Genomic DNA, 14,819 nt, shown 5'->3' with positions numbered 1-14,819 from the left:
CTGGGTGTAGCACTGCCTGTACGAAGCGTTATTCTCCTCAGACGCATTCCGGAACCCACCACTCACTACGACGAGTGACGGTTTCGCACTGCACGTGATGGAAGCTCTGCCTCTGGGAGTCCCGTGTACCCACACGTCGGGGTTGACGCCTCGGGCCTGGCTACGCTGCGCGCAACGGTCGCCGACCGCTTGCGCGGCTTCGTCCCCACCGCGTACGCCGTACCCGCCTTTGCCACCCCTGCACCTGCCGGCCCCTGCTACGCCCTGGCCGAACGCGGCGCGGCGGTCGGAAGACGCAGCAACCGCGGCGCAACGACCACGTCCACCGTTCGTCGGCCGACGGCCGACAGCGACAGCGCGCGCATGATGGATCTCGTCGAGCGCGCACAGGCCGGTGAGGCTGACGCCTTCGGCCGCCTCTATGACCAGTACAGCGACACCGTGTACCGCTACATCTACTACCGGGTGGGCGGCAAGGCGACAGCGGAGGACCTCACGAGTGAGACCTTCCTGCGCGCCCTGCGGCGCATCTCCACCTTCACCTGGCAGGGCCGTGACTTCGGTGCCTGGCTGGTCACGATCGCTCGCAACCTGGTCGCCGACCACTTCAAATCCAGTCGCTTCCGACTGGAAGTGACCACCGGCGAAATGCTCGACGCCAACGAGGTCGAGCGCAGCCCCGAGGACTCCGTCCTGGAGTCCCTCTCCAATGCCGCACTGCTGCAAGCCGTGCGCCGACTCAATCCCCAGCAGCAGGAGTGCGTGACCCTGCGCTTCCTGCAAGGCCTCTCGGTCGCCGAGACCGCCCGGGCGATGGGCAAGAACGAGGGCGCGATCAAGACCCTGCAGTATCGCGCCGTCCGCACCCTTGCCCGGCTCCTTCCGGACGACGCCCGCTGACCCACCCCCGGGGCCTTTCGTTTGGATCAGGCTGGGCTCGCGGGGTCCGGCACCGCACGTCGCGGCGTTGTCGTCGGTCGCCATGGCTCCGCCATGACTCCCTCCTCCGCCTTGCGATGCAAGGCACCGGACCCCGCTCCCTGATCCAGCCTGATCCAAACGAAAGGCCCTACCCGAATCACTGTCGGCGATGTGTTCATCACGCACTGGTCCGATCATCTTTCGTGCGTAACCCAAGTGCCGCGCCGCTCGTTGTGCCGGTTGCAGGCCCCCTGTCGTCACCCCATGTCCGCAGACACTCACTCATTCGTGTGGATGCGCTCAAGGTGTGCAACCTTCCGGACCCACAGGGGAGTCGACCGTCATGACGAGAGGAGGTGCCGCCAGTGATCGCAAACGTTTCGGCACACCGGCGGGCGAACGCCTTCGCCCAGGCCCTGGAGGAGCAGTCGCTCCGCGGTGCGGCGGCCGTACAGCCCGAGGACCCGGCCGAACAGGCCGGCCCCGGACCGCTGTTGGCCCTGGCGAACGGCCTCGGTGAGCTACCGAAGCCGGAGTTGGATCCCGAGGTCAAAGTGGTGCAGCGAGCCCAGCTCGTCGCCGCCATGGAGGCCATGTTCGCCGAGGGCGGCGCAGCCGCGGACCCTACGGTGCCCGAACAACGGGGCAAGGGGGCCCACCGGGCCTCGCCACTCCGGAAACTGCGCCCCAGATCGCGCTGGACGAAGGGCCTCGCCGCCGGCGGGCTCACCGTCGGTGTGGCCGCAGGAGCCTTCGGCGGCGTGGCCGCCGCCAGCTCCGACGCCCTGCCCGGTGACTCGCTCTACGGGCTCAAGCGCGGCATGGAGGACATCCACCTCGGCCTGGCCGACGGCGACGCGGACCGCGGCGAGGTCTACCTGGACCAGGCCTCGACCCGGCTCAGCGAAGCCCGCAGGCTGATGGAGCGCGCCCGCTCGGGCGACCTGGACCACGAACAGCTCGGCGAGGTCAGGCGCACGCTCAACGGCATGACCCACGACGCCACCGAGGGCCACCGCCTGCTCCACGCCGCCTATGAACGCGACGGCACGATCGGCCCCATCCAGGCGCTGGACACCTTCTCCCGCGCACACCGCGACAGCTGGAGCAGCCTCCGCGACAGCCTCCCCGTACAGCTGACCGACGTCGGCGACCAGGTGAGCTCGGTCTTCGCGGCCATAGACGAAGAGGTCGAGCCGCTGCAGTCCCTGCTCCCCCGCCCCCCGGAGGCGAGCAACGGATCCCAGGAGTCCGGCACCACCGGCACCGGCACCGACTCCGCCCCGCCCTCCCGTTCACACGCCCCGTCGCCCTCGTCCCCCACCGGCACGCACAGCAGCAGCGGTACGGGAACCAGCTCCTCGCCCCGGCCGTCGGACTCGGGCAGCACCCCGGCGGACGGCCTGCTCGGCGGCGGCACGGACGGACTCTTCGACCCGCCCTCACCCGGCGCCACCACACCGACGCAGGACACACCGAGCACCACCCCGTCGCCGGACATCACCCTTCCGCCACTGATCCCCGGCCTGATCGGCGGCCTCGGAATCGACGCCGAGGACGACAAGACCTGACACACATCGCCGGACGGGCACATCCAAGCCCGTCCGGCACAGTCAATCGCGCGCGGCACAACCAAGCCCGTCCGGCGCTTGAGGACATGACGCCCGCCCCGGCGCACCCGAGGCCAACCATTCCCAGCCCGTCCGGCGCTTGAGGACAAAACGCCACGCCCGGACGCCCGGGCAGCTCAGAAGAACACCGACCGCCGCTGCACCAGCAACTTGTACAGCGTGTGCTGAATCTGCTCCCGCACCTGATCCGTCAGATTGAACATCAGCATCGGATCCTCCGCCGCCTCCACCGGATACCCATCCGTGGCAATCGGCTCACCGAACTGGATCGTCCACTTCGTCGGCAACGGCACCGCCCCCAGCGGCCCCAGCCACGGAAACGTCGGCGTGATCGGGAAGTACGGGATACCCAGCAGCCGCGCCAGCGTCTTCGAGTTGCCGATCATCGGGTAGATCTCCTCCGCCCCCACGATCGAGCACGGCACGATCGGCACCCCGGCCCGCAGCGCCGTCGACACGAAGCCGCCCCGCCCGAAGCGCTGCAGCTTGTACCGCTCGCCGAACGGCTTGCCGATGCCCTTGAACCCCTCCGGCATCACCCCGACGACCTCGCCCTGCCGCAGCAGCCGCTCCGCGTCCTCCGCACAGGCCAGCGTGTGACCGGCCTTGCGGGCCAGCTCGTTCACGACCGGCAGCATGAAGACCAGGTCCGCCGCGAGCAGCCGCAGATGCCGCTGGGCCGGATGGTTGTCGTGCACCGCGACCTGGAGCATCAGCCCGTCCAGCGGCAACGTCCCCGAGTGGTTGGACACGATGAGCGCCCCGCCGTCCGACGGGATGTTCTCGATGCCCTTCACCTCGACCCGGAAGTACTTCTCGTACACCGGCCGCAGCACCGACATCAGGACCTGGTCGGTGAGCTCCTCGTCGTAACCGAACTCGTCGACGTCGTACTCGCCCGTGACCCGCCGCCGCAGGAACGCGAGCCCGCCGGCGATCCGCCGGTCCCAGCCGCCGCCTCCCATGTCCTCAGAAGCCACCACAGCCTCCTCCTGCCCCTCCGGTGGCACCCCGGGCCCCGGCTGCCCGGGCAGGGCGCTGACGGACCCCGTGCCGCGCCCCGAGGGCCGCCGGCGCGCGGCGCGCGGCACGCCCCCGGACCGCGAACGGTCGTCGTCGAACGGAATGACCTTGGCATCCGCCATCGTCGGTGCGCTCCTCTACCTGACGCTCGGAGTCGGGTGTGTGTCGCCGCTGCTCCCCGGGGCCCCGCCGGTCCCCCCGGCGAACGGCATCGCGGCCAGCCTGTCGACGGCCCGGCCCACCGCCGCGGGCGGCAGCAGCCCGGGCCCCCGGCTGCGCGCGAACTCGGCGAAGGTCTCCGCCGTGGAGAACCGCGGACGGAAGCCCAGGGTCTCGCGCATCTGGACCGTGGAGACCACCCTGCCATGGGTGAGCAGCCGGATCTGTTCCGGCGAGAAGTCCGTCATGCCGACGGTACGCAGCGCCTGCCCGACCCACGTGACCGCGGGCAGCAGCAGCGGCATCGTCGGCCGCCCCAGCCGCCGCGAACACTGCGAGAGCAGCAGCACCCCGTCCCCCGCGATGTTGAACGTGCCGCTGTTCAGCGTCCCGCGCCGCGGTTCGCCCGCGGCGATGCCGAGGACGTCGAGGACGTCGTCCTCGTGGACGAACTGAAGCCTCGGGTCGTACCCGAACACCGTCGGCAGCACCGGCAGCGACAGATAGTCGGCGAGCGGCGAGTCGGGATCGGGGCCCAGGATGTTCGCGAACCTCAGCACGCACACGGCCACGTCCGGCCGGCGGCGCGCGAAGCCCCGTACGTACCCCTCGACCTCCACCGCGTCCTTCGCGAAGCCCCCGCCGGGCAGGGACTTGGGCGGGGTGGTCTCGTGGAAGACCGCCGGATCGCGGGGCGCGGAACCGTACACACCCGTACTGGACTTGACCACCATCCGCCGGACGGACGGCGCCTTCTGACAGGCGCCGAGCAGCTGCATGGTGCCGATGACGTTGGTCTCCTTGACCGCGGTACGTCCCTGGGCCCCCAGCGCCTTGGCGCTGACGTCCAGGTGGACGACCGTGTCGACCGCGTGCTCGGCGAGGACTCTGGCGATGGCGGGCTGGCGGATGTCCGCGCGGACGAAGACGGCGTCGCCCAGCTGGTGCCCGGGCGCGACCGCGTCGACCGCGATCACCCGGTCCACGTCCGGATCACGCTGGATGCGCCGCACGAACCGGCCACCCAGCTGCCGGGCCGCTCCCGTGACGAGCACGACCTTCCCCAAGATCAGCGCCTTCCGTCGGTCTCCCGCGAGGTGAGTGAGAGGGGCGCCCCGCGAGAAAGGCACTCCCCCGGTCGTCACCGTAGCGGGTGGATGTTGCCCCGTGACGCCTGCGCGGCGGCCGGGTTCCGCGTCTTGGCCCGAATGTGCGCACCCTTCGCGCATACCCCCCGTACAGCACCGCAGCCCTCCCGCCTGATCGGCGGGAGGGCTGCGGATTTCACGAACTGCGTTCGCTTACTTCTTGTTGCGACGCTGAACGCGCGTGCGCTTGAGCAGCTTGCGGTGCTTCTTCTTGGCCATCCGCTTACGCCGCTTCTTGATAACAGAGCCCACGACTACCCTCGCTCACTTCTTCTTCACTGGTGCGGGGCGTCTGGGCCCACACGACCTACGTCGGCCTAGCCTACCCGCCACCGCGTGAGGTACGTAATCCGAGGGGAACGTCAGGCCGTCCCCACCCCCACGAAGGACTCGCGGAGATACTCGTGAACCGCTTGCTCCGGCACCCGGAAGGACCTTCCCACCCGGATCGCCGGCAGATGACCACTGTGCACCAAGCGGTACACGGTCATCTTCGACACTCGCATGACCGAGGCGACTTCCGCCACAGTCAGAAACTTGACCTCGTTGAGAGGCCTCTCGCTGTCAGCAGCCATGACCCACCTGTACCTTCCGCACGAGACGCGCACCGGCTTCCCCTCCGGTGACTCTTCGTCGCTGTGCGCTCACTCCCCAGATTAGGGGCGGGTGATGCGAGTGGGGAAGAGGAGAGACGATCGGCCGCCTACTGTGACAGACACGCCCGATTGAGTACATAGCGCGTCAGCGGCAGGTAGTACGCGGACCGCACGGCGTCGTCGAGCGGAACGGCGACCGACACCCGGCCCTCCGCCTCCCCGACGAACAGCGCCGGATCATCCGTATCGGCCAGACCGATCGCCTCGATACCCAGCTGACCTGCCCCGCAGACCCATCCGTGGTCCCCCACGACGAGTTCCGGCAGCGGCTCCCGGGCATCCACGGCGGCCTCCAGCGCCACCCTCAGCGGGAGCGGTGAGTGGGTGTGTGCGCCGGTGCCACCACCCGGCACCCGCACGCCGGGTTCGCGCACCATCGCGACTCCCCGTACGTAGTCGAGGTGGTACGTACGTACGCCGAACCGGGTCGTTATGTCGATACGTCGCCCCTGCGCGGGGGTGAGCACGGCACACCCCACCGCCGACAAGGCGTCTGCCAGCGCCGCGTAGAAGCCGAGCAGTCGGTGCGGATGCCCCGTCCCGAACAGGACCGGCACCTGCCGCACCGCGGCATCCGACAACCGCTCGGCAAACGCGTCAAGACCCGCCACCGTCCGCTCCGGATCGATCACGTCGGGACCCGAGACATGCGCGGGATCGTCCGAGACCCCGCACCTGTCGGCCATGAGCCGCAGCAGGTCCCGCTCCCCCCACACCCGTCCGGGATCGAGGCCGAGCGTCACCCGCGGATCCCTGGCCGCGAACAGCCGATAGCTCCGCAGACTCACTTCCCGCGAGGTGGCCACGGGCCCGGCCAGCCGGGCCGCCAGCAGATGCGCACGCAGCGCTCCGGTGCTCAACACCCTGCCGATGCTCCCCCACCCACCGCGCCCAGGGGCCAAAACCCGGATTACGCCCCACAGTTGGCGTAACCCGCACCCCCGGCACTCCGGGCGTCAGGTCAGCAGCCCCCGCAGCGGAAACACCGCACGCCTGGTCGCGAGCACCGCCTGATCCAGCCGGTCCGCGGGGTCGTAGCCGTCCTCCCACGCCTTCCACGAAGGGGTACGCCCATCCGTCATCCGGGCCGGTCCGAGCTGCCGGGTCCGGGCGTACACCTCGTCGCGCCACGACGACGGGATCACCGACTCCGGGTCCACGGGCGCGTGCGCGGCGATCCCCACCAGATGCGTCCAGGACCGCGGCACCACGTCCACCACCGCATAACCGCCCCCGCCGAGCGCCACCCAGCGCCCACCGTCCGCGTACTCGTGCGCCAGATCGTGGCAGGCGGCCATCACGGCCCGCTGTGCGTCCAGCGACACCGCGAGATGGGCCAGCGGGTCCTCGAAGTGCGTATCGGCCCCGTGCTGCGTCACCAGCACCTGCGGCCGGAAGTCCGCCAGCAGCTCCGGCACCACCGCATGGAACGCCCGCAGCCACCCCGCGTCCCCCGTACCGGCCGGCAGCGCCACATTGACCGCACCGCCCTCCCCCGCCCCGGCACCGGTCTCCTCCGGCCACCCGGTCTGCGGGAAGAGCGTCCGCGGGTGCTCGTGCAGCGAGATGGTCAGAACCCGCGGGTCCTCCCAGAACGCCGCCTGCACCCCGTCGCCGTGGTGCACGTCCACATCGACGTACGCGACCCGCTCCGCCCCCAGTTCCAGCAGCCGCGCGATGGCGAGCGCCGGATCGTTGTAGATGCAGAAACCCGCAGCCCCACCGGGCATGGCGTGATGGAGCCCGCCGGAGAAGTTCACGGCGTGCCCGGTCCTGCCCTGCCACACGGCCTCGGCCGCCGCCACCGACTGTCCGGCGATCAGCGCCGACACCTCGTGCATCCCGGCGAACGCCGGATCGTCCGTCGTCCCGATCCCGTAGCTCTGGTCCGCGGCCCGCGGGTCGGCGGAGGCCGCCCGCACCGCCGCCACATAGTCCGGCCGGTGCACGAGCCGCAGCGTCGAATCCCCGGCCGCCTTGGCCGCCACGACGTCCACCGCCCGGTCGAGACCGAACGCCCGCACCAACCCCATCGTCAGGGCGAGCCTGACCGGGTCCATGGGATGACTGTCCCCGAAGTCGTATCCCGTTACTGCGTCATCCCACATCAACTGTGCGCGGCCGCTCATGCCCGCCACCGTATCGGGCAGGCTCCGCGCCGAACGACTTGGCGTACATGAGCGTCGCAAGCACCAGCACCATCGGCACGAGCATCGCGCCCCGATAGCTCCACGCATCCCCGAGCGCCCCCACCAGGGGCGAGCCCACGAGGAATCCCACGTAGTTGAAGATGTTCAGCCGGGCGATGGCGGAATCGCTCGCCCCGGGGAACATCCGCCCGGCGGCGGCGAACGTCTGCGGCACGATCACACAGAGCCCGAGCCCCAGCATGGTGAACCCGAGCATCCCCACCCAGGCGCCGCCGGCGACGGCCACCACCCCGAACCCTGCAGCGGCCAGCACACTCCCGGACCGCACCACGGCCACAGCCCCGAACCGCCGCACGCCGAAGTCCCCGACGGCCCGCCCCAGCAGCGTCGTCACCATGTAGACGTTGTACGGGACGGTCGAGAGCTGCTCCGAACTCCCCAGCACATCCTGCAGATACTTCGCACTCCAGTTGGAGACCGTCGAATCCCCGATGTACGCGAAGCACATCACCAGACAGAGCGGCATCAGCAGCTTGAAGGAGACCGAACCGGCCTTCCCCCGCTCCGCGCCCAGCAGCTCCTCCTGCTGCTTCCCCTCGACGTACCACCGGCTCCCGAAGAACGCGACGGGCAGCAGCACCACGACGACCGGAAGATACGAGATCAGCAGCGACAGATCCCAGTGCGCCCCGGCCCACGCCATGGACGCCCCGGCGATCCCGCCCAGGCTGTACGCGGCGTGGAAGCCGAGCATGATGGAACGCCCGTACGCCCGCTGGAGACTGACCCCCATCATGTTCATGGAGGCATCCAGCGCACCGACGGACAGCCCGAACACACCGAGCGCCAGGGCCGCTTCCCACATCTCGCTCCCGGCACCGACGCCGAGCAGCGCAAGCAGCACAACCGGCTGCGCCCACCGCAGGACCACCCTCGGCCGCACCCGCGCGACCACCTTCTCGGTGACCACGCTGCCCACCCCGGCCAGGATCGGCACGGCGGCGAGGAACACGGGCAGCAGGCCGTCGGATATCCCGTACCGGTCCTGAATCGCGGGGATCCGGGTGACAAGGAGAGCAAAGGTGACGCCCTGCACGAAGAAGCTCAACGCGAGGGAAGCTCTGCCGTGCCGCAAACGTGCATCTGTCATGTGCGCGAGCGTAGAGCCAGTCTCTACCCATGGGTAGACGCGTCAGGCAAGCAATTCCCGCAGCTGTCCCATGTCGGAGAAATGCCCGGTCACCCCGGCCAGCCGGTCCGCCGGCATCATCGACGTGAACCCGTACACATCCATGCCCGCGGCCCTGGCTGCCTCCACCCCGAGCGGGCTGTCCTCGATGACGACACACCGCTCCGGAGCCACCCCCATCCGTTCGGCAGCGAGGAGAAAGAGATCGGGCGCCGGCTTCCCCCGGCCCACGTCCTCCGCCGAGAAGATCCACTCCTCCTCGAACCACTGGTCGAGCCCCGTCGCGCGATGGCTGACGCGGATCCGTTCGTGGCTGCTGGAGGAGGCGACGCAGTACGGAATCCCGTCGGCGACGAGCTCCCCCAGCACCTCCTCCACGCCGGGGACCGGTTGCAGCTCGCGCTGGAACGCGGCGAAGATCCGTGAGTGGAGCGTGTCGTCGAAGTCCGCGGGCAGCTTGTCCCCGCCCCGCTCCTCGACGAGGTCGTGCACCCGGTGCACGGCTGATCCCATGTAGTCGCGGAGGGACTCCTCGTACGAGGTGGGGTGTCCGAGCTCGGTGAGGTAGCCGGCCAGGATGGTGTTGGCGATCGGCTCGCTGTCCACGAGCACACCGTCGTTGTCGAAGATGACCAGTTCGTAGCGCATGTCATGACCTTAAACGGTCGGAACGCAGAAAAGCCCCGTGCCACAAGGGCACGGGGCTTAACTATCAAAAGGAGTTCGGCGGCGTCCTACTCTCCCACAGGGTCCCCCCTGCAGTACCATCGGCGCTGAAAGGCTTAGCTTCCGGGTTCGGAATGTAACCGGGCGTTTCCCTAACGCAATGACCACCGAAACACTATGAAATTAACCAACACCGGATACTGTATTTAATTAAATACAGTCACGGCCGTTCGTTATTTCAGAACTAACACAGTGGACGCGAGCAACTGAGGACAAGCCCTCGGCCTATTAGTACCAGTCAGCTCCACCCGTTACCGGGCTTCCACATCTGGCCTATCAACCCAGTCGTCTACTGGGAGCCTTAACCCTTCAAGAGGGTGGGAATACTCATCTCGAAGCAGGCTTCCCGCTTAGATGCTTTCAGCGGTTATCCTTTCCGAACGTAGCCAACCAGCCATGCCCTTGGCAGGACAACTGGCACACCAGAGGTTCGTCCGTCCCGGTCCTCTCGTACTAGGGACAGCCCTTCTCAATATTCCTACGCGCACAGCGGATAGGGACCGAACTGTCTCACGACGTTCTAAACCCAGCTCGCGTACCGCTTTAATGGGCGAACAGCCCAACCCTTGGGACCGACTCCAGCCCCAGGATGCGACGAGCCGACATCGAGGTGCCAAACCATCCCGTCGATATGGACTCTTGGGGAAGATCAGCCTGTTATCCCCGGGGTACCTTTTATCCGTTGAGCGACAGCGCTTCCACAAGCCACTGCCGGATCACTAGTCCCGACTTTCGTCCCTGCTCGACCCGTCGGTCTCACAGTCAAGCTCCCTTGTGCACTTACACTCAACACCTGATTGCCAACCAGGCTGAGGGAACCTTTGGGCGCCTCCGTTACTCTTTAGGAGGCAACCGCCCCAGTTAAACTACCCATCAGACACTGTCCCTGATCCGGATCACGGACCCAGGTTAGACATCCAGCACGACCAGAGTGGTATTTCAACGACGACTCCACAACCACTGGCGTGGCCGCTTCAAAGTCTCCCACCTATCCTACACAAGCCGAACCGAACACCAATATCAAACTATAGTAAAGGTCCCGGGGTCTTTCCGTCCTGCTGCGCGAAACGAGCATCTTTACTCGTAGTGCAATTTCACCGGGCCTATGGTTGAGACAGTCGAGAAGTCGTTACGCCATTCGTGCAGGTCGGAACTTACCCGACAAGGAATTTCGCTACCTTAGGATGGTTATAGTTACCACCGCCGTTTACTGGCGCTTAAGTTCTCAGCTTCGCCGACCCGAAAGTCAGCTAACCGGTCCCCTTAACGTTCCAGCACCGGGCAGGCGTCAGTCCGTATACATCGCCTTACGGCTTCGCACGGACCTGTGTTTTTAGTAAACAGTCGCTTCTCGCTGGTCTCTGCGGCCACCCCCAGCTCACCGAGTAAATCGGATCACCAGTGATGGCCCCCCTTCTCCCGAAGTTACGGGGGCATTTTGCCGAGTTCCTTAACCATAGTTCACCCGAACGCCTCGGTATTCTCTACCTGACCACCTGAGTCGGTTTAGGGTACGGGCCGCCATGAAACTCGCTAGAGGCTTTTCTCGACAGCATAGGATCATCCACTTCACCACAATCGGCTCGGCATCAGGTCTCAGCCTTAATGTGTGACGGATTTACCTACCACACGGCCTACACCCTTACCCCGGGACTACCACCGCCCGGGCTGGACTACCTTCCTGCGTCACCCCATCGCTTACCTAGTACAAGTCTGGTTCGTCGGCTCCACCACTACCCTCAACTCCGAAGAGATCGGGCCGGCTTCACGGACTTAGCATCGCCTGATTCAGTATTGGGCGTTTCAAAGCGGGTACCGGAATATCAACCGGTTGTCCATCGACTACGCCTGTCGGCCTCGCCTTAGGTCCCGACTTACCCTGGGCAGATCAGCTTGACCCAGGAACCCTTAGTCAATCGGCGCACACGTTTCTCACGTGTGTATCGCTACTCATGCCTGCATTCTCACTCGTGAACCGTCCACAACTCGCTTCCGCGGCTGCTTCACCCGGCACACGACGCTCCCCTACCCATCCCAGCCCCCGTTGGGGGTACATGCTGGAATGACACGACTTCGGCGGTACGCTTGAGCCCCGCTACATTGTCGGCGCGGAATCACTTGACCAGTGAGCTATTACGCACTCTTTCAAGGGTGGCTGCTTCTAAGCCAACCTCCTGGTTGTCTCTGCGACTCCACATCCTTTCCCACTTAGCGTACGCTTAGGGGCCTTAGTCGATGCTCTGGGCTGTTTCCCTCTCGACCATGGAGCTTATCCCCCACAGTCTCACTGCCGTGCTCTCACTTACCGGCATTCGGAGTTTGGCTAAGGTCAGTAACCCGGTAGGGCCCATCGCCTATCCAGTGCTCTACCTCCGGCAAGAAACACACGACGCTGCACCTAAATGCATTTCGGGGAGAACCAGCTATCACGGAGTTTGATTGGCCTTTCACCCCTAACCACAGGTCATCCCCCAGGTTTTCAACCCTGGTGGGTTCGGTCCTCCACGAAGTCTTACCTCCGCTTCAACCTGCCCATGGCTAGATCACTCCGCTTCGGGTCTTGAGCGCGCTACTAAATCGCCCTATTCGGACTCGCTTTCGCTACGGCTTCCCCACACGGGTTAACCTCGCAACACACCGCAAACTCGCAGGCTCATTCTTCAAAAGGCACGCAGTCACGACTGCATCGTGCAAGCACGATACAGCGACGCTCCCACGGCTTGTAGGCACACGGTTTCAGGTACTATTTCACTCCGCTCCCGCGGTACTTTTCACCATTCCCTCACGGTACTATCCGCTATCGGTCACTAGGGAATATTTAGGCTTAACGGGTGGTCCCGCCAGATTCACACGGGATTTCTCGGGCCCCGTGCTACTTGGGTGTCTCTTAAACGAGCCGTTGATGTTTCAGCTACGGGGGTCTTACCCTCTACGCCGGACCTTTCGCATGTCCTTCGCCTACATCAACGGTTTCTGACTCGTCTCACGGCCGGCAGACCATGAAAAAGAGATCCCACAACCCCGCATGCGCAACCCCTGCCGGGTATCACACGCATACGGTTTGGCCTGATCCAGTTTCGCTCGCCACTACTCCCGGAATCACGGTTGTTTTCTCTTCCTGAGGGTACTGAGATGTTTCACTTCCCCTCGTTCCCTCCACACTGCCTATGTGTTCAGCAGTGGGTGACAGCCCATGACGACTGCCGGGTTTCCCCATTCGGAAACCCCCGGATCAAAGCTTGGTTGACAGCTCCCCGGGGACTATCGTGGCCTCCCACGTCCTTCATCGGTTCCTAGTGCCAAGGCATCCACCGTGCGCCCTTAAAAACTTGGCCACAGATGCTCGCGTCCACTGTGCAGTTCTCAAACAACGACCAGCCACCCATCACCCCACCCTTACCGGATGAGTTCACTGGGGCCGGCAACCGAAGGACGACCATTACGGCCGTACCTTCAGATACCCAACAGCGTGCCCGACACAATCAACCCGTTTACGCTTTCCACGCCGAAGCAGTACTTACGAAAACCAGCCAACCGTGCCGAATAGTCAACGTTCCACCCATGAGCTAACCACCGCCGAACATTTGCCGGCGTAGTGGCTCTGGATTCCTTACGGAATCTAGATGCTCCTTAGAAAGGAGGTGATCCAGCCGCACCTTCCGGTACGGCTACCTTGTTACGACTTCGTCCCAATCGCCAGTCCCACCTTCGACAGCTCCCTCCCACAAGGGGTTGGGCCACCGGCTTCGGGTGTTACCGACTTTCGTGACGTGACGGGCGGTGTGTACAAGGCCCGGGAACGTATTCACCGCAGCAATGCTGATCTGCGATTACTAGCAACTCCGACTTCATGGGGTCGAGTTGCAGACCCCAATCCGAACTGAGACCGGCTTTTTGAGATTCGCTCCGCCTCGCGGCATCGCAGCTCATTGTACCGGCCATTGTAGCACGTGTGCAGCCCAAGACATAAGGGGCATGATGACTTGACGTCGTCCCCACCTTCCTCCGAGTTGACCCCGGCAGTCTCCTGTGAGTCCCCATCACCCCGAAGGGCATGCTGGCAACACAGAACAAGGGTTGCGCTCGTTGCGGGACTTAACCCAACATCTCACGACACGAGCTGACGACAGCCATGCACCACCTGTATACCGACCACAAGGGGGGCACCATCTCTGATGCTTTCCGGTATATGTCAAGCCTTGGTAAGGTTCTTCGCGTTGCGTCGAATTAAGCCACATGCTCCGCTGCTTGTGCGGGCCCCCGTCAATTCCTTTGAGTTTTAGCCTTGCGGCCGTACTCCCCAGGCGGGGAACTTAATGCGTTAGCTGCGGCACCGACGACGTGGAATGTCGCCAACACCTAGTTCCCAACGTTTACGGCGTGGACTACCAGGGTATCTAATCCTGTTCGCTCCCCACGCTTTCGCTCCTCAGCGTCAGTAATGGCCCAGAGATCCGCCTTCGCCACCGGTGTTCCTCCTGATATCTGCGCATTTCACCGCTACACCAGGAATTCCGATCTCCCCTACCACACTCTAGCCTGCCCGTATCGACTGCAGACCCGGGGTTAAGCCCCGGGCTTTCACAACCGACGCAACAAGCCGCCTACGAGCTCTTTACGCCCAATAATTCCGGACAACGCTTGCGCCCTACGTATTACCGCGGCTGCTGGCACGTAGTTAGCCGGCGCTTCTTCTGCAGGTACCGTCACTTTCGCTTCTTCCCTGCTGAAAGAGGTTTACAACCCGAAGGCCGTCATCCCTCACGCGGCGTCGCTGCATCAGGCTTTCGCCCATTGTGCAATATTCCCCACTGCTGCCTCCCGTAGGAGTCTGGGCCGTGTCTCAGTCCCAGTGTGGCCGGTCGCCCTCTCAGGCCGGCTACCCGTCGTCGCCTTGGTAGGCCATTACCCCACCAACTAGCTGATAGGCCGCGGGCTCATCCTTCACCGCCGGAGCTTTTAACCTTCCCCCATGAGAGGGAAAGTGTTATCCGGTATTAGACCCCGTTTCCAGGGCTTGTCCCAGAGTGAAGGGCAGATTGCCCACGTGTTACTCACCCGTTCGCCACTAATCCACCCCGAAAGGCTTCATCGTTCGACTTGCATGTGTTAAGCACGCCGCCAGCGTTCGTCCTGAGCCAGGATCAAACTCTCCGTGAATGTTTTCCCGTAATCGGGTAGACACCACGAGAGCGGAACGACCATGTCGGAATATG

The 14,819-nt window shown here is 65.1% G+C and carries 10 protein-coding genes and 3 rRNA genes; 2 read left to right on the top strand and 11 right to left on the bottom strand.

Going from position 1 to position 14,819, the window contains the following annotated elements; all coding sequences use genetic code 11:
- Positions 1-123: 123 nt before the first annotated feature.
- Entirely contained in the window at positions 124-900 is a 777-nt protein-coding gene (locus OG912_RS19495; RefSeq protein WP_326736903.1) for an ECF subfamily RNA polymerase sigma factor, BldN family, read from the top strand.
- A 386-nt stretch (positions 901-1,286) separates the two neighbouring features.
- Positions 1,287-2,492, top strand: coding sequence for a DUF5667 domain-containing protein (locus OG912_RS19490; RefSeq protein WP_327710458.1), 1,206 nt, complete (start codon positions 1,287-1,289; stop codon positions 2,490-2,492).
- Between the two features lie 176 nt (positions 2,493-2,668).
- On the opposite strand, the gene OG912_RS19485 is transcribed toward OG912_RS19490, so the two are convergent.
- From OG912_RS19485 to OG912_RS19435, 11 genes are all read right to left on the bottom strand, one after another.
- On the bottom strand, positions 2,669-3,697 hold the full coding sequence (locus OG912_RS19485) for a lysophospholipid acyltransferase family protein (RefSeq protein ID WP_327710457.1): 1,029 nt from the start codon (positions 3,695-3,697) through the stop codon (positions 2,669-2,671).
- 15 nt (positions 3,698-3,712) lie between these two features.
- Positions 3,713-4,801: an NAD-dependent epimerase/dehydratase family protein gene (locus OG912_RS19480; protein ID WP_327710456.1), complete on the bottom strand. Its 1,089-nt coding sequence runs from the start codon at positions 4,799-4,801 to the stop codon at positions 3,713-3,715.
- A 234-nt stretch (positions 4,802-5,035) separates the two neighbouring features.
- Positions 5,036-5,134: a 30S ribosomal protein bS22 gene (locus OG912_RS19475; protein ID WP_003948845.1), complete on the bottom strand. Its 99-nt coding sequence runs from the start codon at positions 5,132-5,134 to the stop codon at positions 5,036-5,038.
- A 110-nt stretch (positions 5,135-5,244) separates the two neighbouring features.
- Positions 5,245-5,457, bottom strand: coding sequence for a helix-turn-helix domain-containing protein (locus OG912_RS19470; RefSeq protein ID WP_123460011.1), 213 nt, complete (start codon positions 5,455-5,457; stop codon positions 5,245-5,247).
- A gap of 128 nt (positions 5,458-5,585) precedes the next feature.
- Complete coding sequence (locus OG912_RS19465) at positions 5,586-6,401, bottom strand: phosphatase (RefSeq protein ID WP_327710455.1); 816 nt, start codon at positions 6,399-6,401, stop codon at positions 5,586-5,588.
- 93 nt (positions 6,402-6,494) lie between these two features.
- Positions 6,495-7,667 (bottom strand): acetoin utilization protein AcuC, encoded by a 1,173-nt coding sequence (locus OG912_RS19460; protein ID WP_327710454.1) that lies wholly within the window; start codon positions 7,665-7,667, stop codon positions 6,495-6,497.
- Positions 7,636-8,838, bottom strand: a complete 1,203-nt coding sequence (locus OG912_RS19455; RefSeq protein ID WP_327710453.1) for an MFS transporter — start codon at positions 8,836-8,838, stop codon at positions 7,636-7,638. The genes OG912_RS19460 and OG912_RS19455 overlap by 32 nt, the downstream gene beginning before the upstream one ends.
- A gap of 42 nt (positions 8,839-8,880) precedes the next feature.
- On the bottom strand, positions 8,881-9,525 hold the full coding sequence (locus OG912_RS19450; RefSeq protein ID WP_326736911.1) for an HAD family hydrolase: 645 nt from the start codon (positions 9,523-9,525) through the stop codon (positions 8,881-8,883).
- 73 nt (positions 9,526-9,598) lie between these two features.
- Positions 9,599-9,715, bottom strand: a 5S ribosomal RNA gene (gene rrf / locus OG912_RS19445).
- Positions 9,716-9,811: 96 nt separating this feature from the next.
- Positions 9,812-12,938, bottom strand: a 23S ribosomal RNA gene (locus tag OG912_RS19440).
- Between the two features lie 299 nt (positions 12,939-13,237).
- Positions 13,238-14,763: ribosomal RNA gene (locus OG912_RS19435) — 16S ribosomal RNA — on the bottom strand.
- The 16S, 23S and 5S rRNA genes sit together here, the layout of an rRNA operon.
- Positions 14,764-14,819 lie beyond the last annotated feature (56 nt).

The sequence above is a fragment of the Streptomyces sp. NBC_00464 genome (assembly GCF_036013915.1).
Lineage (GTDB): Bacteria > Actinomycetota > Actinomycetes > Streptomycetales > Streptomycetaceae > Streptomyces.
The sequence above is the reverse complement of the archived record's forward strand: the minus strand, read 5'-3'. Positions and strand labels throughout refer to the sequence as shown.

Bases quoted from the DNA above. Each gene is read 5' to 3' on its own strand.
- OG912_RS19455 (WP_327710453.1), bottom strand. From the start codon at position 8,838: ATGACAGATGCACGTTTGCGGCACGGCAGAGCTTCCCTCGCGTTGAGC.
- OG912_RS19450 (WP_326736911.1), bottom strand. From the start codon at position 9,525: ATGCGCTACGAACTGGTCATCTTCGACAACGACGGTGTGCTCGTGGAC.
- OG912_RS19485 (WP_327710457.1), bottom strand. From the start codon at position 3,697: ATGGCGGATGCCAAGGTCATTCCGTTCGACGACGACCGTTCGCGGTCC.
- OG912_RS19470 (WP_123460011.1), bottom strand. From the start codon at position 5,457: ATGGCTGCTGACAGCGAGAGGCCTCTCAACGAGGTCAAGTTTCTGACT.
- OG912_RS19460 (WP_327710454.1), bottom strand. From the start codon at position 7,667: ATGAGCGGCCGCGCACAGTTGATGTGGGATGACGCAGTAACGGGATAC.